Source organism: Pantoea sp. X-Soil-MYKO-1289 (assembly GCF_059730625.1).
Window position 1 is genome coordinate 2,982,234 of record NZ_AP036004.1, and the last position, 19,296, is coordinate 3,001,529.

Sequence of the window (19,296 nt, forward strand, 5' to 3'; positions counted from 1 at the left end):
TTGCCTGTTAATTTTGTCGGGCGGGTTTCCCGCCCGCACTTCCGCTCAACGAAGGGAGAACCCTATGTCATCACGCAGAGAGCTGGCGAACGCGATTCGTGCGTTAAGTATGGATGCGGTACAGAAAGCGAACTCAGGTCACCCGGGCATGCCGATGGGCATGGCGGACATCGCCGAAGTGCTGTGGCGCGACTACCTGAAACACAACCCGACTAATCCCGCATGGGCAGACCGCGACCGTTTTATTCTTTCCAACGGCCACGGCTCGATGCTGCTCTATAGCCTGCTGCACCTCACCGGCTACGATCTGCCGATGGAAGAGCTGAAGAACTTCCGTCAGCTGCACTCTAAAACGCCGGGCCACCCGGAAATCGGCTACACGCCGGGCGTCGAAACCACCACCGGTCCGCTGGGCCAGGGGCTGGCCAACGCCGTGGGTCTGGCGATCGCCGAACGCACGCTGGGCGCGCAGTTCAACCGTCCGGGCCACGATATCGTCGACCACTTTACCTATGTGTTTATGGGCGACGGCTGCCTGATGGAGGGGATCTCCCACGAAGTCTGCTCGCTGGCCGGCACGCTCGGCCTCGGAAAACTCATCGGCTTCTATGACCATAACGGCATCTCTATCGACGGTGAAACCGAAGGCTGGTTTACCGACGACACCCATAAGCGTTTCGAAGCCTACAACTGGCACGTCGTCGGCGAGATCGACGGCCACGACGCCGAGGCGGTGAGCCGCGCGATTAAAGAGGCGCAGAGCGTCACCGACAAGCCGTCGCTGATTATCTGCCGCACCGTTATCGGTTTCGGTTCGCCGAACAAAGCCGGTAAAGAGGAGTCGCACGGCGCGGCGCTGGGCGACGCGGAAGTGGCGCTGGCGCGTAAAGAGCTGGGCTGGACCTCGCCGCCGTTTGAAATCCCGCAGGAGATCTATCAGCAGTGGGACGCCAAAGAGGCAGGCGCCGAACGCGAGCGCGCCTGGAACGACAAGCTGGCCGCCTATAAGCAGGCGCATCCGGAGCTGGCTGAAGAGTACCAGCGCCGCATGAACGGCGAAATGCCGTCGACGTGGGAGAGCGAAACCCACAAGTTCATTACCGACCTGCAGGCCAATCCGCAGAAGATCGCCAGCCGCAAAGCGTCGCAAAATACGCTGGAGCACCTTGGCTCGCTGCTGCCGGAGCTGCTGGGCGGATCGGCGGACCTTGCGCCGAGCAACCTTACCATCTGGTCAGGTTCGAAGCCGATTAAAGAAGATCCGGCGGGCAACTACATTCACTACGGCGTGCGCGAGTTCGGTATGACCGCCATCGCCAACGGCATCGCCCATCACGGCGGTTTCGTGCCCTACACCGCCACCTTCCTGATGTTCGTGGAGTATGCGCGCAACGCGGCGCGTATGGCGGCGCTGATGAAAGCGCGGCAGATTATGGTCTATACCCATGACTCTATCGGCCTCGGCGAAGACGGCCCGACGCACCAGCCGGTCGAACAGCTCGCCAGCCTGCGCCTGACGCCGAACTTCAGCACCTGGCGCCCCTGCGACCAGGTCGAGACGGCGGTGGCGTGGAAAGCGGCGATTGAGCGCCATCACGGCCCGACCGCGCTGATCCTGTCGCGCCAGAACCTGTTGCAGCCGGAGCGTAGCGCGGCGCAGGTTGAGAATATCGCGCGCGGCGGCTACGTGCTGAAAGAGAGCGACGGCACGCCGGATATCATCCTGATTGCCACCGGTTCCGAAGTGGAGATCACGCTGGGCGCGGCGGAGAAGCTGACCGCCGACGGCCACAAAGTGCGCGTGGTGTCGCTGCCGAGCACCGACGTGTTCGACAAGCAGGATATCGCCTATCGCGAATCGGTGCTGCCGTCGACGGTGCGCGCGCGCGTCGCCGTTGAGGCGGGCATTGCCGACTACTGGTACAAATATGTCGGCATTGACGGCAAAATCGTCGGCATGACCACCTTCGGCGAATCCGCGCCGGCAGGCAAACTCTTCCCTGCCTTCGGCTTCACGGTGGAAAACGTCGTGGCGCAGGCGGAGTCGTTACTCAAGCCAGCGTAATGCTTCTGGCCCTTCCCTTTCTGCGGGAAGGGCCACTCTCTCTCATAGCCTGAAACAGAAAAAAATCCTCTTGGCCCCCTTCACCGCTTGCGTAAACCCATTACTATAGGATCTTTCCCTTATTCCTCTCGCTGGATGCTTTTCCGTTGAAAAAACGTACACCCTGGTTACTCGCCTTAATGGTTTCGCTGATGCCATTCGCAGGCAAGGCGCAGATCGCGCCCGATCCGCTGCTCTCATCCCAAATCGTCGATCGCTACGCTGAACACATTTTTTACGGCAGCGGCGCCACCGGCATGGCGCTGGTCGCTATCGACGGCAACCAGCGCGTTTTCGCCAGCTTTGGCGAAACGCGTCCCGGTAATAACGTGCGGCCGCAGAAAGATTCCCTGATCCGCATCGCCTCGCTCAGCAAGCTGCTGACCAGCGAAGTGATGGTGAAGATGGCGGAGCGCGGGCAAATTCGCCTTGACGATCCGCTGAGCAAATATGCGCCGGCGGGCGCGCGCGTGCCGAGCTACGCCGGGCAGCCGATTCGCCTGATCAATCTCTCGACCCACACCAGCGGCCTGCCGCGCGAGCAGCCCGGCGGTAAGCCGCATCGCCCGGTGTTTGTCTGGCCGACGCGCGGCGACCGCTGGCAGTGGCTGGCCGGCGCGAAGCTGAAAGCCGCGCCAGGCACCGACGCGTCCTATTCGAATCTGGGCTATGACCTGCTGGGAGATGCGCTGGCGCGCGCCGCCGGCATGCCCTATCCGGCGCTGCTCCAGCAGCTGATTACCCGCCCGCTCGGCATGAAAGACACCACCTTTACGCCCTCGCCTGAGCAGTGCGATCGCCTGATGGTGGCGGAGAAAGGCGCCAGCCCCTGCAATAACACGCTGGCCGCTATCGGCAGCGGCGGCGTCTACTCGACGCCGGACGATATGGGCCGCTGGATGCAGCAGTTCCTCGACTCGGCCATCAGCCCGCGTTCGCCGCAGGTAGACCGTATGCAGACGCTGATCTATCGCCGCGATCAGCTGGCGAAAGTAGAAGGCATGGATGTGCCGGGCAGAGCCGACGCGATTGGCATGGGCTGGGTCTATATGGGGCCGAAAAACGGTCGCCCCGGCATTATTCAGAAAACCGGCGGCGGCGGCGGATTCATCACCTATATGGCGATGGTGCCGCAGCATAACGTCGGGGTATTTGTGGTGATCACCCGCTCACCGCTGACGCGCTTTACCGCCATGAGCGACGGCGTCAACGATATGCTGGCGGAGCTGGTCGGCAACCAGAACGGCTCGCCGATGATGGTGCAGGCGATTCGCTAGGGCGCGGGCGGCGGCTGGGAGACCCACAGGGTCGGCCAGTCGTCGCTGCTGTGCCAGGCGTCGCAGGTAGACTCTTCGGCATATTCCGCCAGCGTGAAGTCGGTGCCGTTAAAGCGCCAGCGCGTGGCGGAGCCGCAGTCGCCCAGCCCGCGTCCTTTGCTGAAGGTGTAAAGCTGGCCGGTGCTGGCGTCATAGTCGGCGTTGATCAGCTCCAGCTGGCGCTCGCCGCGCGGCGGCGTAAACGGCAGCGTCAGGGTGATGCCGCGTGCGACATAGGGCGCGGCGCGCGTCACTTCGAACGCCAGATCGATCACGTTATAGGCGCCCATCTCGCAGCTCACCATCAGCAGCGCTTTGCTGTCGGTCAGCGGCGCGACGTTGACTTCGCGCCGCATCGGGTCGAGCGAGCAGGCGTCGCTGTTAAGCCGCCAGGTGCCGTAATCAAGCAGTCCGCTGGTTTCCTCGCGCGTCAGCGCGGCAGGCGGCGCGCCCATATCGGGCAGCGGCGGCAGCGGCGGCTGGGGCGGCACATCCCACAGCGCGCGCGAACCGCGTTTAATCCACGCGCTCATGCCGTTGACCCTGCCCTGCACGTCATCCACCAGCAGCAGCGCCGCTTTCAGTCCATGCAGTGAAATAGCCGCCTGGCCATTATAGGTAAGCTGGATCGCGTCCGCGTCGAGGATTTGCGCGAGAAATTCGTCAATGGCGATAGCGTTGCTGGTGGCGAGGTGGTGCGGCTCAACCGTCCAGTGTTTGAAGTCGGGACGCAGACGGCGCTGATCGAGCAGTAAATTATCCTGTAGCGGCGCGCCGGGCAGCTCGCCGCTGTAGGCGCTGCCGTAATCGATACGCAGCAGCGGGCGATCGTTGACGCCGGCATGGCGCGCGATAGTCATTACCAGTCCTTTGTCGCCAGGTATATTGCGCGCCACGCAGAACGCGACGTTATTGCAGGTCACCTGCCAGTCGGAAAACGACTTTTGCAGTGGATCGGCTTTAGCGCAGGCAATGAAAAAGAATGGCAATACCAGCAGTGACTTCGTCCAGGTCGGCATCAGGAAAAACGGTCCCCAAAATCTCAGAGTGGAGATGATAGCGCAACGGCCGGACATCAGGTGGACCTAAACTGTGACCACGTCCGGAAAGCGCACTTAACTGCTGAAAAAGCATACGATAATGCGATACGGCGCCACAGAAATCACCTTTTTCATCATCGGGAGCGCACGGGTTTATCTCAATCGGATTTATCGGACAATGCGCGGCGACGCATCGCCCTGCCGCGCGCGTCGTCCCTTTCGTCAGGCCTTCAGCCAGCCCGCCAGCTGGGCATGCTGCAGCAGCATAATGGTTTTGCCATCGCGGATACGGCCATCTTTCACCATCGTCAGCGCCTCCGGGAACGGAATCTCCAGCACGTCGATATCCTCATCCTCGACGCCGCCGCCGGCGTTATCGCGCAGCGATTCGTTATATTCGGCGGCGAAGAAATGAATCAGCTCGGTGACGCCGCCCGGCGACATATAGGCTTCATAGAGTTTTTCTACCTCGCCCACCGCATAGCCCGTCTCTTCGATCGCCTCTTTGCGAATGCAGACTTCCGGGGTGTCGTTATCCAGCAGCCCGGCGCAGGCCTCGATCAGCATGCCGCTGGCGTTGCCGTTGACGTAGGTGGCGATTCGAAACTGGCGGGTCAGCACGACGCTGTTTTTCTCGCGGTTATAGAGCAGGATGGTGGCGCCGTTGCCGCGGTCATACACTTCGCGCTTGTGGCGCACCACCTCGCCGCGTTGGGTGGCGAGTTCGTAGGTGAAGTTGCGCAGGATAAAATAGTTTTCGGAGAGAAGTTTGTCTTTGATGATATTGATCTTGAACGACATGATGGCTCCACTGCCGATTTGCGGGAGCCTGCCATCATAGGGGGAAGCGCGCGCGAAAACTATAAGCGGCGGGAATAAAAAAAGCCTGCCGTTAGCAGGCAGGCTTTTCAGCATGGATGCTTGCGCTTAGCGCGCGGCGTCATCCGCCAGCGCGTGCGGCTTGTCGTCGTGCAGGTGATCGTGCTCGGTCTGCGCGACAGCGGCCACGCGCTTGCGCACGCCGAACCAGCCCAGCACCAGAATCACCGCCAGAACCGGGATAGCAGCGATGGTGTAGGTGCCGTTCGGGTAATCGAACGCCATCAGCACCAGCACGCTCAGCAGGAACAGCAGCGTCAGCCAGGAGGTGACCGGCGCGCCCGGCAGCTTAAAGCTGACGTCGTCCGCTTTGCCTTCCTTGATCGCTTTGCGCAGGCGCATCTGGCAGATCACGATAAAGCCCCATGAGGCGATAATACCCAGCGACGCGACGTTCAGCACGATCTCGAAGACCTGCGAAGGCACGTAGTAGTTGAGCACCACGCCGATGACGTAGACCGCGATGGTGACCAGAATACCGGCGTAAGGCACCTGCTGGCCGTTCATTTTCGCCATGAACTTCGGCGCCGAACCGCCCATCGCCATCGAACGCAGAATACGGCCGGTGGAGTAGAGGCCGGAGTTCAGACTGGAGAGCGCCGCGCTCAGCACCACGATGTTCATGATGCTGCCAACGTAAGGCACGCCCAGCTTCGAGAAGAAGGTCACGAACGGGCTCTGGCCCGCCTGATAGGCGTTCCACGGCAGCAGCAGCACCAGCAGCACCACCGACCCCACGTAAAACAGACCGATACGCCAGATCACGCTGTTGATCGCTTTCGGCAGCATGGTGGCGGGATCTTTACACTCGCCTGCGGCGGTGCCCACCAGTTCGATAGACGCGAAAGCGAACACCACGCCCTGCACCAGCACCAGCGCCGGCAGCAGACCGTGCGGGAACAGGCCGCCGTTGTCGGTCACTAAGTGGAAGCCGGTGGCGTTGCCGTCCAGCGGTTTGCCGGTGCCGAGAAACACCACGCCCACGACCAGGAAGATGGCGATCGCCAGCACTTTCACCAGCGCGAACCAGAACTCCATCTCGGCGAACCACTTCACGCCGATCATGTTCATGGTGCCGACAATGGCCAGCGCGCCGAGCGCGAAGACCCACTGCGGCACATCGCCAAACGCGCCCCAGTAGTGCATATAGAGCGCGACGGCGGTGATGTCGACGATGCCGGTCATCGCCCAGTTAACGAAGTACATCCAGCCTGCGACATAGGCGGCTTTTTCCCCGAGGAATTCGCGCGCGTAAGAAACGAAGCTGCCGCTGGAGGGACGGTGCAGCACCAGTTCGCCCAGCGCTCGCAGAATAAAGAACGAGAAGATGCCGCACACCAGATAGATTAACGCCAGCGCCGGTCCCGCCGCCTGCAGTCGTCCGCCTGCGCCGAGGAATAAGCCGGTGCCGATGGCGCCGCCGATGGCAATCATCTGAACGTGACGATTGCCCATCGCCTTGTGGTAGCCGGTGTCATGTGAGTTCAGCCAGCGTCTTTTCGCAGCACGCATTTCGGCTGCGGTTTTTTTTGTAGATTTCATAGCCTTCCTGTTTGTCCTGACCATCAATCACGGCGATCACAAACGATTGCGTACGCCATGCGAAATGGGGTAATGACCCTGTGATCTGCCTGTGAGTTATTAGTAAAAAGGCAGGGGAAATTACGGCGATGAATCCTACCCGTTCTGCGAGAACGAAGCAAAAGATACCGGCGAGACGCACAAAGTGTTTTGTAATAATTGGGTTTGTTGCACAAAAAAACCGGCCATTGGCAGGCCGGTAAGTGCTACAGGGATGGAAGGGTATGGCTGAGGGTTAGCGATAAATCTCTGCGGTGCCGCGCCACAGGCTGGAGTCGCCCGGGTTCTCGACGCCGATAACACGGTAGTGGCTTGCGCCCATCTCTTCCGCTTTTTGCGACAGCTGACGCGTCGCGTCATCCAGCGAGCCGCGCGCGTTCGAAACGGAAACGCTGCCGATGCTTTGCAGACCCTGCGCCTGGTCCTGATCGACCGGCGTGGCCGCCAGCGTCGTAAACGAAGCGGTTGCCAACAGGGCGCCGGCCAGAATCACAATACCTTTTTTCATAGCATGCTCCTTCGAGGGGGTTGCAGGTGACGTGTTTAATTGTGCTTAGAATTATTAGCGCCGTAATGAAAGCCTACATCTGGCCGATGTAAACCTGTCTGCTTTTTAAACGCCACGCCGTACGCTCTCCTGGGTTATGTCAACAGAGTTTATTTTTTGTGCAGACTGTAAGCCGGCGTGTCGATAATTGGTATGAACCTGGCAGCTTGCTGCCCTCTCCTTTATAATGCCCGCACCAAAAACAGGGATATTGCCGTGATTGTGAAACGTTCCGTAACCCGCAGCATCGCCCAGGCGCTGAGCGCCATCGTGCTGCTGGCGCTGCTGACGACCGGGCTGGCGCTGATGACCCTCTCCAGCAGCCTGCGCGACGCCGAGGCGGTCAACCTGGCGGGTTCGCTGCGCATGCAGAGTTATCGGCTGGCCTGGGACAGCGCCAGCGCGCCACAGCAGCTTCGGCACCATCTGCTGGAATATGAAGAGACGCTCAATAAACCGGCGCTGCGCGACCTTGATCGTCCCTGGGTGCCGCAGGAGGTGGTCAACCGCTATCGCCATCTGCGTACCGCCTGGCCTGCGCTGCGGCAGCAGCTGCAGCGCGGCGAGGCAGCGCTCTATCAACAGCAGGTGGCGAACTACGTCGGCGAGATCGATCGCTTTGTGATGGGATTACAGCGCTACAGCGAAAGAAAGATGGAGCTGGTGGCCGCCAGCAGCCTGCTGGGCGTGGTGTTGATTGTGGCGCTGGCGCTGGGCACGATTCGCTTCAGCCGTCGTCAGGTGGTGCGTCCGCTCAACGCGCTGGTCACCGCCAGCCGCTACGTTGAAAGCGGCAACTTCGCCTTTCCGCCACTGGTGGTGGAGCAGAATAATGAACTGCGGGTGCTGGCGCAGACTTTTAGCGCCATGGCGGCGCGTCTGCATTCGCACCATCAGGCGCTGGCCAGCGCGGTAGAAGAGAAAACGCGCGATTTACAGGAAGCGAACCGCACGCTGTCGCTGCTGTATGAAAGCTCGCAGATGCTGACCGCCCGACCGCTCAATGCGGCGCTGTTTGAAAGCGTGATGGCGCAGGTGCGCGAGCGCGAAAACCTGCGCGCGCTGGTGCTGGAGAGCGAGCATGGCCGCTTCAGCGTCGGGGAAAGCGACGCGGCGCTAAGCTGGCACGGCGTCACGCTGCAGCAGGACGACGAACAGGCCGGCGCGCTGCGCTGGCAAAGCGATCAGCCGCGGCCGCGCCAGGCGCTGATGCAGAGCCTGGGCAATATGCTGTCGCGCGCTGTCTGGATCTGGCAGACGCAAAAGCAGGTTCAGCAGATGCTGTTGATCGAAGAGCGCGCCACTATCGCCCGCGAGCTGCACGATTCGCTGGCGCAGGCGCTCTCTTTTATGCGTATTCAGTTTACGCTGCTGCGCCGTACGCTCGGCCCCTCCAGCGCGGAGGCGCAAAGCATTATCGCCGACGTCGACCGCACGCTTTCCGACGCCTATCGCCAGCTGCGCGAACTGCTGGCGACCTTCCGCCTGACCATTGAGCAGGCCGATCTGGTGGCGGCGATGCAGGCGATGATCGCTTCGTTGCAGGAGCAGGTTACGGCTAAAATTAGTTTTAGCTTCCAGCCCGGGCTGGAAACGCTGGATGCGCAGCAGCAGGTTCATCTGCTGCAAATTGCGCGCGAGGCGGTGTTGAACGCCATTCGTCACGCCGATGCCGCCACCATCAGCGTACGCTATGAGCGCAATGCGGAAGGTGAGCATTTACTTACGGTAACGGACGACGGCGTGGGCATCGCCAGCACCGAGGAGCCGCAGGGCCATTACGGCCTGACCACCATGTCGGAGCGCGCCGCACGGCTGGCGGGCGAGCTGAAGATTCAGGCGCAGGCGCGCGGCACGCAGGTCGCCCTGCGTTTTCCGCCGCGCTCCGCCGCGCCGCTGACGTAATACCATCGCGTTGACGCGCAACGCCTCTTTTTAACCTTTTCAGACGCGCTTTTGCGTTTTCGCCGGGAGTCAATATGCAACAATCTACGCTGACGGTCATGATAGTGGACGATCATCCGCTTATGCGCCGCGGTATTCGCCAGCTGCTGGCGCTGGAGCCTCGGCTGGACGTCATTGCCGAAGCGAACAACGGCACCGAAGCGCTGGCTGAGGCGCGCCGCCTCGCGCCGGATATCATTCTGCTCGATCTCAATATGAAAGGCATGTCGGGCCTCGATACGCTGAAGGCGCTGCGCCATGAAGGGATTAGTTCGCGCATTTTGATCTTTACCGTGTCGGATGCGCGCAGCGATATCGACGCGATGGTCGACGCCGGCGCGGACGGCTATCTGCTCAAAGACAGCGATCCGGAACTGCTGCCCGGCCAGATCCTGCAGGCGGCAAGCGGCGAAAAAATCTTCAGCGACGCGGTGCGCGATTATCTCGCCACGCGCCAGCACAGCGCCAGTCCGTTTCGCCAGCTCACCGAGCGCGAGCGGGATGTGCTGCAGGAGGTGGCGCGCGGCCTGTCGAATAAAGAGATCGCCGCCGCGCTGCATATCTCGGAAGAGACGGTAAAAGTGCATATCCGCAATTTGCTGAAAAAACTCGACGTGCGCTCGCGCGTCGCCGCAACCGTGATGTGGCTGGAAAACCGCCACAGCTGACCTGACGGGGGTTTTACACTTTCTCCACAATTTCTCCACGATTTCCTAATTTGCAGCACGTAGAGTAAGTTTCGGCGAAAGAGTGACTTTTCCCTGCCCGCACGACCCGCGCAACGCGCGGGTCGCATTCAGATAATAAAAGCGAAACGCTGCTGAGGAGTGTCGATTCGATGTCGAATTTTTTCATCGACCGCCCTGTTTTTGCCTGGGTGCTGGCGATTTTAATCAGCCTGTGCGGCACGCTGGCGATTATTTCCCTGCCCATTGAGCAATATCCCGATCTGGCGCCGCCGAATGTGCGCATCACCGCCAACTATCCTGGCGCCTCGGCCGAAACGCTGGAAAACACCGTTACGCAGGTTATCGAGCAGAACATGACCGGCATCGACAATCTGATGTATATGTCGTCCAACAGCAGCAATACCGGTCAGGCGCAGATCACCCTCACCTTCTCGGCCGGCACCAATCCCGATGAAGCGCGCCAGCAGGTGCAGAACCAGCTGCAGTCGGCGCTGCGCAAGCTGCCGCAGGCGGTGCAGTCGCAGGGCGTGACGGTCAATAAAACCGGCGACAGCAATATCCTGATGATCGCTTTCGTCTCCACCGACGGTAGTATGGATAAACAGGATATTGCAGACTATGTCGCCAGTAATATTCAGGATCCGCTGAGCCGCATCGACGGCGTCGGCCAGGTTGACGCCTACGGCTCGCAGTATGCGATGCGAATCTGGCTCGATCCCGCCAGGCTTATCGCCTACTCGCTCACCACCGACGACGTGGTAAGCGCCATCGAGGCGCAAAACGCGCAGGTCGCCGTCGGTCAGGTCGGCGGGCTGCCTTCGGTCGACAAGCAGGCGCTGAACGCCACGGTTAACGCCCAGTCGCTGCTGCAGACGCCGGAACAGTTCAAGGCCATTACCCTGAAGACCAATCCCGACGGCTCGGTGGTGACGCTAAGCGACGTGGCGCAGGTGGCGCTGGGCGCGGAAAAATATGACTATCTGAGCCGCTATAACGGCCAGCCGGCGTCGGGCCTGGGCATCAAGCTCGCCTCCGGCGCTAACGAGATGAACACCGATAAGCTGGTGCGCCAGCGCGTGGATGAGCTGTCGCACTTTTTCCCGCACGGGCTGGAAGCCAAAATCGCCTATGAAACCACGCCCTTCGTCAAAGCCTCGATTACCGACGTGGTGAAAACGCTGCTGGAAGCGATCGTGCTGGTGTTCGGCGTGATGTATCTGTTTATGCAGAATTTTCGCGCCACGCTGATCCCGACTATCGCCGTGCCGGTGGTGCTGCTCGGCACCTTTTCCGTGCTCTACGCCTGCGGCTTCAGCATCAATACCCTCACCATGTTCGCCATGGTGCTGGCGATCGGCCTGCTGGTGGACGACGCCATCGTAGTGGTGGAGAACGTCGAGCGCATTATGAGCGAAGAAGGCCTCTCGCCGCGCGCGGCGACGCGTAAGTCGATGGGGCAAATTCAGGGCGCGCTGGTGGGGATCGCGCTGGTGCTGTCGGCCGTTTTCGTGCCGATGGCCTTTTTCGGCGGCACGGTCGGCGCGATCTACCGTCAGTTCTCTATTACCATCGTCTCGGCGATGGTGCTGTCGGTGCTGGTGGCGATGATCCTGACGCCCGCCCTGTGCGCCACGCTGCTGAAGCCGCTGGCGCAGGGAGAACATCACGGCCGCCGCGGCTTTTTCGGCTGGTTTAACCGCCACTTTAATCGCAACGCCGACCGCTACGAGCGCGGCGTCGCGCGCATTCTGCGCAAAGGCGGCCGCTGGCTGCTGCTCTACCTCGCGATTATCGGCCTGATGGCGTTTCTGTTTATCCGTCTGCCCACCTCGTTTCTGCCCCTTGAAGATCGCGGCGTTTTTCTGACGCAGGTGCAGCTGCCTCCGGGCGCGACGCTGCAGCAAACCTCCGCCGTGGTGGCAAAGGTTGAGCGCTACTATATGACCCAGGAGCAAGAGAATGTGCTGTCGGTGTTCTCCACCATCGGCTCGGGGCCGGGCGGCAACGGTCAGAACGTGGCGCGCCTGTTCGTAAGGCTGAAAGACTGGGAAGCGCGCTCCGGCGCGGATCGCACCTCTTTCGCCATTATCGAGCGCGCCACCAAAGCCTTCCGCGACATCAAAGAGGGACGCGTTATCGCCAGCAGCCCGCCAGCGATTACCGGCATGGGCAGCTCCTCTGGTTTTGATCTGGAACTGCAGGATCACGCCGGTCTCGGCCACGCTTCGCTGATGGCGATGCGCGATAGGCTGCTGGAGATGGCGGCGGCGGATCCGGCGCTGTCGCGCGTGCGCCACAACGGCCTGGACGACAGCCCGCAGCTGCAGATCGATGTCGATCAGCGTAAAGCGCAGGCGCTGGGCGTCTCGATCGACACGATCAACGACACCCTCACCACCGCCTGGGGATCGACCTACGTTAACGACTTCCTCGATCGCGGACGCGTGAAAAAGGTCTACGTGCAGGCCGCGCCGGCTTTCCGCATGCTGCCGGACGACATCAATAAGTGGTACGTGCGCAACAGCAGCGGCGGCATGGTGCCCTTCTCCGCCTTCGCCACCAGCCGCTGGGAGACCGGCTCGCCGCGGCTGGAACGCTATAACGGCTACTCGTCAATCGAGATCGTCGGCGAGGCGGCGCAGGGCGTCAGCAGCGGCGCGGCGATGGACGCCATGGAACGCCTGGTCGCGCAGCTGCCGCTCGGCGTTGGCTTCCAGTGGACCGGCGCCTCTTATCAGGAGCGGCTGTCTGGCTCGCAGGCGCCGGCGCTCTACGCGATTTCGCTGCTGGTGGTATTTCTCTGCCTGGCGGCGCTCTATGAGAGCTGGTCGATCCCCTTCTCGGTGATGCTGGTAGTGCCGCTCGGCGTCGTTGGCGCGCTGGTCGCTACCTGGCTGCGCGGGCTGGAGAACGACGTCTACTTCCAGGTGGGGCTGCTGACGGTGGTGGGCCTGTCGGCGAAGAACGCCATACTGATTGTGGAATTCGCCAACGAGATCAACAGCAAAGGCGGCGAGCTGGTCGGGGCGACGCTCTCCGCGTCGCGTCAGCGTCTGCGCCCGATCCTGATGACCTCGCTGGCCTTTATCTTCGGCGTGCTGCCGATGGCCATCAGCGCGGGCGCCGGTTCCGGCAGCCAGCACGCGGTCGGCACCGGCGTGATGGGCGGCATGATCTCCGCCACGCTGCTGGCGATCTTTTTTGTGCCGCTGTTCTTCGTGCTGGTGCGCCGGCGCTTCCCGCTAAAGGCGAAGCCGCACGACTGACTGAAAAAGTAAAGGCAGCCACCGAAGTGGCTGCCTTATTGCTATGTGTGGTCGGAATCAGAGCAAGGGGGACGTTTCCTGCCTTTACCGCCGCGCGTTACTTGTTGCGTAACATCGCCGCGATGAATTCTTTCCAGTTCCCCATTTCAGCGTCAATCATATAAACCCTCTCTTATTGTGCTGACGATTTTACGCATAAATTTTCGCCATGTGAATACGGTTACACCTGTTTTCACTATCGGCAGCGTCGATTAATTACTGTAGCTTTTCGTTCTGCTAGCTGACGCACATTTCAGCAACCTGTTATAAACATAAAAGAAACAGGGAAGACATTCGGGCCAGCAGGTCTGGATGAACACTAAGATAATTCTTAACAGGCTCATGATAAACCGCGTGACAATAACCCTTAAAATGAAAGCGGTTACTAAGACAAATCTTAATGATTTTGTTCCAGTTATTTCTCCGCTTTTCTTTTCACACCGCTTAGCACCCCGGCTCTCTGTGTTAAACTGACCGCCTCATTTTCAGACGAGGAATCCTGATGACAGCGCAGTGGGTGATGTACGGCATAAAAAATTGCGACACCATAAAAAAAGCGCGCCGCTATTTAGAAGCCGCCGACATCAACGTTGAATTCCATGACTACCGCGCCAGCGGGCTAAACGATGCGCTGCTGTCGCAGCTTATCGACAGGTCCGGCTATCAGACGCTGCTTAACACCCGCGGTACCACCTGGCGCAAGCTGACGGATGCCGAACGCGACGCCGTTATCGATGCAGAGAGCGCCAAGGCGCTGATGCTGGCGCACCCCGCCGTCATCAAGCGGCCCGTACTGCGCGCGCCAGACGGCGCGCAGCTTGTCGGCTTCAGCGAAGCCGCTTACCAGGCGTTTATCCAGGAGAAGTCATAATATGTTCTGTCCTGTAATCGAACTGGCGCAGCAGCTTATCCGCCGCCCCTCGCTCAGCCCGGATGACGCGGGCTGTCAGGCGCTGCTGATTGCGCGTCTGGAGGCGATTGGCTTTCAGGTCGAGCCGATGCTTATCGACGACACGCTCAACTTCTGGGCGACGCGCGGTCAGGGCGAAACCCTGGCGTTCGCCGGCCATACCGACGTGGTGCCGCCGGGCGACGCCAGCCGCTGGATCAACCCCCCTTTCGAGCCGACGATTCGCGACGGCATGCTGTTTGGCCGCGGCGCGGCGGACATGAAAGGTTCGCTGGCGGCGATGGTGGTGGCGGCGGAACGTTTCGTCGCCGCGCACCCCAACCATAAAGGCCGCCTGGCGTTTTTGATCACCTCGGACGAAGAGGCGAGCGCCAAAAACGGTACGGTGAAAGTGGTAGAGCGTCTGATGGCGCGCCATGAGCGTCTGGACTACTGCCTGGTGGGCGAGCCGTCCAGCACCGAAGTGGTGGGCGACGTGGTGAAAAACGGGCGTCGCGGCTCGATGACCGCGAACCTGACCATCCACGGCGTGCAGGGCCATGTCGCCTATCCGCATCTGGCGGATAATCCGGTGCATCGCGCGATGCCGGCGCTCAACGCGCTGGTCGCCACCGAGTGGGATCGCGGCAATGAATTTTTCCCGCCCACCAGCATGCAGATCGCCAACGTGCAGGCGGGCACCGGCAGCAACAACGTTATTCCGGGCGAGTTTTTCGTGCAGTTCAATTTCCGCTTCAGCACCGAACTTACCGATCAAATGATTAAAGATCGCGTGGCGGAACTGCTCGACAGCTATCAGCTGCGCTATACGCTGGAGTGGAACGTTTCCGGCCAGCCCTTCCTGACCTCGCGCGGCAAGCTGGTGGACGCCGTTATCAGGGCGGTATCGCACTATAATGAAATTAAGCCGCAGCTCCTGACCACCGGCGGCACCTCAGACGGGCGGTTTATCGCGCGGATGGGCGCGCAGGTAGTGGAGCTTGGCCCGGTGAATGCCACCATTCACAAAATCAATGAGTGCGTGAAGGCAGCCGATCTGCAGACGCTGAGCCGCATGTATCAGCGCATTATGGAACAGCTGGTCGCCTGATCGCGATCGAGAGGAGCAGGCAAATGGAATTTATTAAAGATTACTGGTGGATCCTTGTGATCCTGTTGCTGGTCGGCGTGTTGATGAACGTATACAAGGATCTGAAGCGCATCGATCATAAAAAATATATGGCAAACAAGCCCGACCTGCCGCCGCATCGCGACTTTAACGATAAATGGGACGATGACGACGACTGGCCGAAAAAGAAATAACCGGCTCTTTGCGTCGCGCCACCGTCCTGCAACGCCCTCGCCTGCGCGAGGGCGTTTTCACATCATCATAATGACGTCGTCGTCGCCGGGTTTCGCGCCGCTCAACGCCTCATCGAAATAGCGCTTCGGCACGGTATAGTGCAGATGCTTCAGCGCCAGCGCCATGCTGCGGTCGTCAACCGCATGCGGCAGATCTTCAACGATATCGAGCGTCACATCGCCGCCCAGCGCGGTCAGCCGCTGCGCCGCCTGCTCAGCGTGCTGCATCGGTATCTGTTCGTCATACTCGCCGTGGATCAGATGGATGGTGGTGCGCGTCGATGCGCGCTCCGGCAGCGTCGCATAGCGGCCGCTGAACGCCACCACCCGCCCCGCCAGATCCGGCTGCGCCTTCACGCCCTCCAGCACCATGGTGCTGCCCTGTGAAAAGCCCACCAGCGCGGTCGCGTCGGCGCGCACGCCGCTTTGCGCTTGCCAGTGCCGCACCGAGTCGACGAACTGCGGCAGCACGGCGTTAACCCGCTGCTGCTCGCTCTGATCGTGCTGTGCGGTTTCGCTGAACCAGTAGTGGCCCGGCGACGGCGCGCCTACCGCCACCACCTGCGCCTGCGGGAACTCGCGCGCGAACCAGCCGCCCAGCTGCGCCATAGAGTGGGGATTGTCGCCGACGCCGTGATAGAGCAGGAACAGCTGTTGCGCTTCCGCGCTCGGCTGCTGAACAATAACGTATTGCAGTGTCATAGTGACCTCCTTTAATCACTATACGCCGCCCTGCGCAGAGCGCTATTGGGAAAATTTGAACAAGTCTGTGGATTTATTCTACTTGCCGACGCAGCTGTTCGGCGCGCGCCGCGTCCAGCGCCATCAGCACGGCGCCGGTCTCAAGGCGTAGCCTGGCGATCAGCGCCTTGCGTCCGGTTAATCCGGCCTGCCGCGCCAGCGCGCCGGGCTCCGCCCCAGGCTGCAGCGCGGCCTGCAGCAGCGGCGGCACGGCGGCGCAGGCGGCAAGGCGAGATAAAACCGGCAGGCTCGCCTCCAGCGGCCGCTGCGCCCAGGCGAAGCCCGCCGCCAGCCGGGCATCTTCATCAGTAAACGTCAGCGGCGCCTCCGGCAGCGCGATCGACTCAGCAACCTGCTGGCGCAGCTGCGGCCAGTCGCGCGCCAGCCGCGTTGCGGCGCGCTGCTGTAACGCCCTGCCTGCGGGCGTCAGCGCCAGAATCGCCATCGCCGCATAGCAGCCGCTGCTCGCTTCGCGCTGAGTACCGATACGCGCCAGACTAAAGCCGCAGGCGCGCCAGAAGGCCCACAGCGCCTCGGTGTAGCCAAAGCTGACCGAGAGAAAATCCACACCCTGCTGACGCCGGACGGCAGCGACTAACGCCTGGCCGATACCCTGTCTGCGCTGTTCCGCCGCCACCGCGATACGGCTGATGCGTCTGGAGCGCAGCGTCGCCGCCTCGACGAATCCGGCGTGCGCCGCCAGCGACTGCGCCACCAGATTGCCGCGCGGACGTCGTCTGCCCGCCCAGACCGCCTGCGCCAGCTCGGGCGTTAAGCCGCCCTCCTCGACCAGCCAGAGCGCGCCCTGCAGCGCGGGCGCTTCGCCGCTCAGCCACAGCGTCATGCCGGGCGCATCCATTAAGCGTCGCAGATCGAGCGGCGAGGTGCGGTAGTGAGCGCTGGCCAGCAGCCGATAAGCCGCCTTCGGCTGCGCGGGATCGCGCCGCCAGGCGTCGTCAGGCAGAGGACGCGGCGCGCCGGCCGAGGCGCGCGGCGCGGGCGCGGCGTCCTCAAACAGCAGCGCCTGATTGAGCCAGGCCTCCAGCGGATCGTGACGCGACCAGCGCAGCGGCTCGTCCAGCGTAAAGTAACGCACCTGTTCCAGCCCGGCGCAAAACTTCAGAATAAAGCCGCGGCCGGTGCCTTCATAGCCCTGCACCGTGGTGGTCAGCAGCACGCGCGGGAAGCGCGCCACCAGCTGCGTCAGTATCGGCGCCGGGATCGCCGCGGCCTCATCGACGATTAGCCAGTCGACAGGGGGCAGATCCGGCTGGGCGAGAATGGCGTCGGGCGCCATAAAGTGAAAGTGGTCCTGCGCGAAGCGCGACAGCACGTCGGTGGCGGCTTTCGCCGGGGCGGCGATCAGCGCGCGCGGGATCTGCCGCGCCAGCATGCCCGCCAGCGCCGATTTGCCGCGTCCGCGCGGCGCGGTCAGCACCGCGACGCCTGACGTCATCGTCAGCAGCTGATGGACAATCGCCTGCTGCTGCTCCGGCGCGCGACACTGCCAGCGCGGCAGCGGCGCCAGCGGCGAAATACGCGGCGGCGCGTCCTGACGCAGCAGCGCCACGGCGGGATCGGCCAGCAAACTCGCCTGCAGATGGCGCACAAAGTGCGGCGTCGGGAGCGGTTCGGCGACGTCGGCCCAGCGCAGGCTGTCCTCGTCAGGCTGCTGCGCCCAGCGCGACCACGGCGGCGTCAGCAGCAGCAGCCAGCTCCCGGCGCGCAGCGTGCCAGCCAGCGCGGCGAACGCCTCGGCGTGGAAACCGCGGCGCGCGTCGAAAATAGCGTGGGTGAATTCGCGGCCCAGCAGCGTGCGCAGCGCAGACGGCGCGCAGTGCGGCAGCCCCGCGATCGGCGCGTCGCCCACCACCAGCCAGTCGCCCGGCAAGGCGGCGCGCCACTCGGCGGCGCGCGCCAGAGACCACTCTGTGTCGCCGCTGATGGCGCAAAGCCGCCGGACGCCTGCCTGCTGCATCTGACGGCTGAGCTGCTCAGGCGACATCAGTTAGCAGCGAAAGTATTGCACTGTCCCGGATCGCCGCTGTCGAATCCGCGTTTAAACCAGGTGTAACGCTGTTCCGAGGTGCCGTGGGTAAAGCTGTCGGGCACCACGCGTCCCTGACTGCGCTGCTGCAGACGGTCATCGCCGATCGCCTGCGCCGCATCCAGCGCCTGCTGCAGGTCGCCGGTTTCCAGCCAGTTGTCTTTGCTAACGTAGTGGCCCCATACCCCGGCGAAGCAGTCCGCCTGCAGCTCCATTTTCACCGACAGATGGTTGATTTGCGTCTGGCTTGCGCCCTGCTGCATTTCGCGCACTTTCGGTTCGATGCCGAGCAGATTCTGCACGTGGTGTCCCACCTCATGCGCCACCACGTAGCCCTGCGCGAACTCGCCGCCCGCGCCAAGCTTGTTTTTCATCTCATCGTAGAACGAGAGGTCGATATAGACGCGCCGATCCGCCGGGCAGTAGAAGGGGCCCATCGCCGTCTGACCGGTGCCGCAGCGGGTCTGGGTCGCGCCGCGGTACATCACCAGCGTCGGCGCGGTGTACTCTTTGCCCATCTGCTGGAACAGTTTGCTCCAGGTATCTTCCGTGGAGGCCAGGATAACGCGGGTGAACTTCGCCGCTTCGTCGTCATTGGCGCTGACGCGCTGCTGCTGCTGGCTGGTGGGCGCGACGTCGCCGCCGGTCAGCAGCCCCGTCAGGTCGTATCCGTAATAGCCGGCAACCGCGACCACGACTAACAGGATAATGCCGCCCTTTCCGCGTGGAATACGAATCTGACGTCCACCGCCACCGTAAGCAGGGCTTTGATCTCGACGGTCTTCTACATTGTCGCTCTCGCGACGTCCTTGCCAGCGCATAATCTGCTCCTGATTGAGATAGTTTCCCGTG

16 protein-coding genes are annotated in these 19,296 nt (G+C 62.0%); 8 read left to right on the forward strand and 8 right to left on the reverse strand.

Annotated elements, in window-relative coordinates:
• The first annotated feature begins 64 nt into the window (after positions 1-64).
• On the forward strand, positions 65-2,065 hold the full coding sequence (gene tkt, locus AC6I7Z_RS14390) for a transketolase (RefSeq protein ID WP_497814720.1): 2,001 nt from the start codon (positions 65-67) through the stop codon (positions 2,063-2,065).
• Between the two features lie 146 nt (positions 2,066-2,211).
• Positions 2,212-3,381 carry a D-alanyl-D-alanine-carboxypeptidase/endopeptidase AmpH gene (ampH, locus tag AC6I7Z_RS14395; RefSeq protein ID WP_497814721.1) on the forward strand — a complete coding sequence of 390 codons (1,170 nt, stop codon included), beginning with the start codon at positions 2,212-2,214 and terminating at the stop codon, positions 3,379-3,381.
• Here ampH and AC6I7Z_RS14400 read toward each other — a convergent pair.
• From AC6I7Z_RS14400 to AC6I7Z_RS14415, 4 genes are all read right to left on the reverse strand, one after another.
• The gene (locus tag AC6I7Z_RS14400; RefSeq protein WP_497814722.1) at positions 3,378-4,439 is read right to left on the reverse strand and encodes a DUF1176 domain-containing protein; all 1,062 of its coding nucleotides are present in this window, start codon (positions 4,437-4,439) and stop codon (positions 3,378-3,380) included. The two genes, ampH and AC6I7Z_RS14400, sit on opposite strands and share 4 nt — an antisense overlap.
• A 243-nt stretch (positions 4,440-4,682) precedes the next feature.
• Positions 4,683-5,261 carry a GDP-mannose pyrophosphatase NudK gene (nudK, locus tag AC6I7Z_RS14405; protein ID WP_497814723.1) on the reverse strand — a complete coding sequence of 193 codons (579 nt, stop codon included), beginning with the start codon at positions 5,259-5,261 and terminating at the stop codon, positions 4,683-4,685.
• A gap of 126 nt (positions 5,262-5,387) precedes the next feature.
• Positions 5,388-6,881, reverse strand: coding sequence for an L-asparagine permease (gene ansP / locus AC6I7Z_RS14410; protein WP_497814724.1), 1,494 nt, complete (start codon positions 6,879-6,881; stop codon positions 5,388-5,390).
• A gap of 274 nt (positions 6,882-7,155) precedes the next feature.
• Positions 7,156-7,428, reverse strand: a complete 273-nt coding sequence (locus AC6I7Z_RS14415; RefSeq protein WP_033753779.1) for a YdgH/BhsA/McbA-like domain containing protein — start codon at positions 7,426-7,428, stop codon at positions 7,156-7,158.
• A gap of 255 nt (positions 7,429-7,683) precedes the next feature.
• Here AC6I7Z_RS14415 and narQ point away from each other — a divergent pair, with 255 nt between their 5' ends.
• The 3 genes from narQ to acrD all read left to right on the forward strand — a co-directional run bounded on the left by narQ (position 7,684) and on the right by acrD (position 13,366).
• Positions 7,684-9,372, forward strand: coding sequence for a nitrate/nitrite two-component system sensor histidine kinase NarQ (gene narQ, locus AC6I7Z_RS14420; RefSeq protein ID WP_497814725.1), 1,689 nt, complete (start codon positions 7,684-7,686; stop codon positions 9,370-9,372).
• A 74-nt stretch (positions 9,373-9,446) separates the two neighbouring features.
• Positions 9,447-10,079, forward strand: a complete 633-nt coding sequence (locus AC6I7Z_RS14425; protein ID WP_497814726.1) for a response regulator — start codon at positions 9,447-9,449, stop codon at positions 10,077-10,079.
• 170 nt (positions 10,080-10,249) lie between these two features.
• Positions 10,250-13,366: a multidrug efflux RND transporter permease AcrD gene (gene acrD, locus AC6I7Z_RS14430; RefSeq protein ID WP_497814727.1), complete on the forward strand. Its 3,117-nt coding sequence runs from the start codon at positions 10,250-10,252 to the stop codon at positions 13,364-13,366.
• 97 nt (positions 13,367-13,463) lie between these two features.
• On the opposite strand, the gene ypfM is transcribed toward acrD, so the two are convergent.
• A complete protein-coding gene (ypfM, locus tag AC6I7Z_RS14435; protein ID WP_143806259.1) occupies positions 13,464-13,526 on the reverse strand; it encodes a protein YpfM in 63 nt (20 codons plus the stop codon).
• A 381-nt stretch (positions 13,527-13,907) separates the two neighbouring features.
• Between ypfM and AC6I7Z_RS14440 the strand changes: the two genes are divergently transcribed.
• Genes AC6I7Z_RS14440 through AC6I7Z_RS14450 form a run of 3 tightly spaced genes read left to right on the forward strand, consistent with a single transcriptional unit; the run spans position 13,908 to position 15,617 of the window.
• The gene (locus tag AC6I7Z_RS14440; protein WP_497814728.1) at positions 13,908-14,276 is read left to right on the forward strand and encodes an ArsC family reductase; all 369 of its coding nucleotides are present in this window, start codon (positions 13,908-13,910) and stop codon (positions 14,274-14,276) included.
• Position 14,277: 1 nt separating this feature from the next.
• Positions 14,278-15,405, forward strand: coding sequence for a succinyl-diaminopimelate desuccinylase (dapE, locus tag AC6I7Z_RS14445; protein ID WP_497814729.1), 1,128 nt, complete (start codon positions 14,278-14,280; stop codon positions 15,403-15,405).
• Positions 15,406-15,428: 23 nt separating this feature from the next.
• On the forward strand, positions 15,429-15,617 hold the full coding sequence (locus AC6I7Z_RS14450; RefSeq protein WP_497814730.1) for a YpfN family protein: 189 nt from the start codon (positions 15,429-15,431) through the stop codon (positions 15,615-15,617).
• A gap of 57 nt (positions 15,618-15,674) precedes the next feature.
• On the opposite strand, the gene ypfH is transcribed toward AC6I7Z_RS14450, so the two are convergent.
• The 3 genes from ypfH to ypfJ form a co-directional block, all read right to left on the reverse strand.
• Complete coding sequence (gene ypfH, locus AC6I7Z_RS14455; RefSeq protein WP_497814731.1) at positions 15,675-16,358, reverse strand: esterase; 684 nt, start codon at positions 16,356-16,358, stop codon at positions 15,675-15,677.
• A gap of 73 nt (positions 16,359-16,431) precedes the next feature.
• On the reverse strand, positions 16,432-18,402 hold the full coding sequence (locus tag AC6I7Z_RS14460; protein ID WP_497814732.1) for a tRNA(Met) cytidine acetyltransferase TmcA: 1,971 nt from the start codon (positions 18,400-18,402) through the stop codon (positions 16,432-16,434).
• On the reverse strand, positions 18,402-19,265 hold the full coding sequence (gene ypfJ / locus AC6I7Z_RS14465; RefSeq protein WP_497814733.1) for a KPN_02809 family neutral zinc metallopeptidase: 864 nt from the start codon (positions 19,263-19,265) through the stop codon (positions 18,402-18,404). Before ypfJ ends, AC6I7Z_RS14460 begins: the two co-directional genes overlap by 1 nt.
• Positions 19,266-19,296: the final 31 nt, after the last annotated feature.

Coding starts and splice junctions, on each gene's coding strand:
- ypfJ (WP_497814733.1), bottom strand. CDS start 19,265: ATGCGCTGGCAAGGACGTCGCGAGAGCGACAATGTAGAAGACCGTCGA.
- AC6I7Z_RS14415 (WP_033753779.1), bottom strand. CDS start 7,428: ATGAAAAAAGGTATTGTGATTCTGGCCGGCGCCCTGTTGGCAACCGCT.
- ansP (WP_497814724.1), bottom strand. CDS start 6,881: ATGAAATCTACAAAAAAAACCGCAGCCGAAATGCGTGCTGCGAAAAGA.
- AC6I7Z_RS14460 (WP_497814732.1), bottom strand. CDS start 18,402: ATGTCGCCTGAGCAGCTCAGCCGTCAGATGCAGCAGGCAGGCGTCCGG.
- AC6I7Z_RS14400 (WP_497814722.1), bottom strand. CDS start 4,439: ATGCCGACCTGGACGAAGTCACTGCTGGTATTGCCATTCTTTTTCATT.
- AC6I7Z_RS14425 (WP_497814726.1), top strand. CDS start 9,447: ATGCAACAATCTACGCTGACGGTCATGATAGTGGACGATCATCCGCTT.
- tkt (WP_497814720.1), top strand. CDS start 65: ATGTCATCACGCAGAGAGCTGGCGAACGCGATTCGTGCGTTAAGTATG.
- dapE (WP_497814729.1), top strand. CDS start 14,278: ATGTTCTGTCCTGTAATCGAACTGGCGCAGCAGCTTATCCGCCGCCCC.
- ypfH (WP_497814731.1), bottom strand. CDS start 16,358: ATGACACTGCAATACGTTATTGTTCAGCAGCCGAGCGCGGAAGCGCAA.
- nudK (WP_497814723.1), bottom strand. CDS start 5,261: ATGTCGTTCAAGATCAATATCATCAAAGACAAACTTCTCTCCGAAAAC.
- acrD (WP_497814727.1), top strand. CDS start 10,250: ATGTCGAATTTTTTCATCGACCGCCCTGTTTTTGCCTGGGTGCTGGCG.
- AC6I7Z_RS14440 (WP_497814728.1), top strand. CDS start 13,908: ATGACAGCGCAGTGGGTGATGTACGGCATAAAAAATTGCGACACCATA.
- AC6I7Z_RS14450 (WP_497814730.1), top strand. CDS start 15,429: ATGGAATTTATTAAAGATTACTGGTGGATCCTTGTGATCCTGTTGCTG.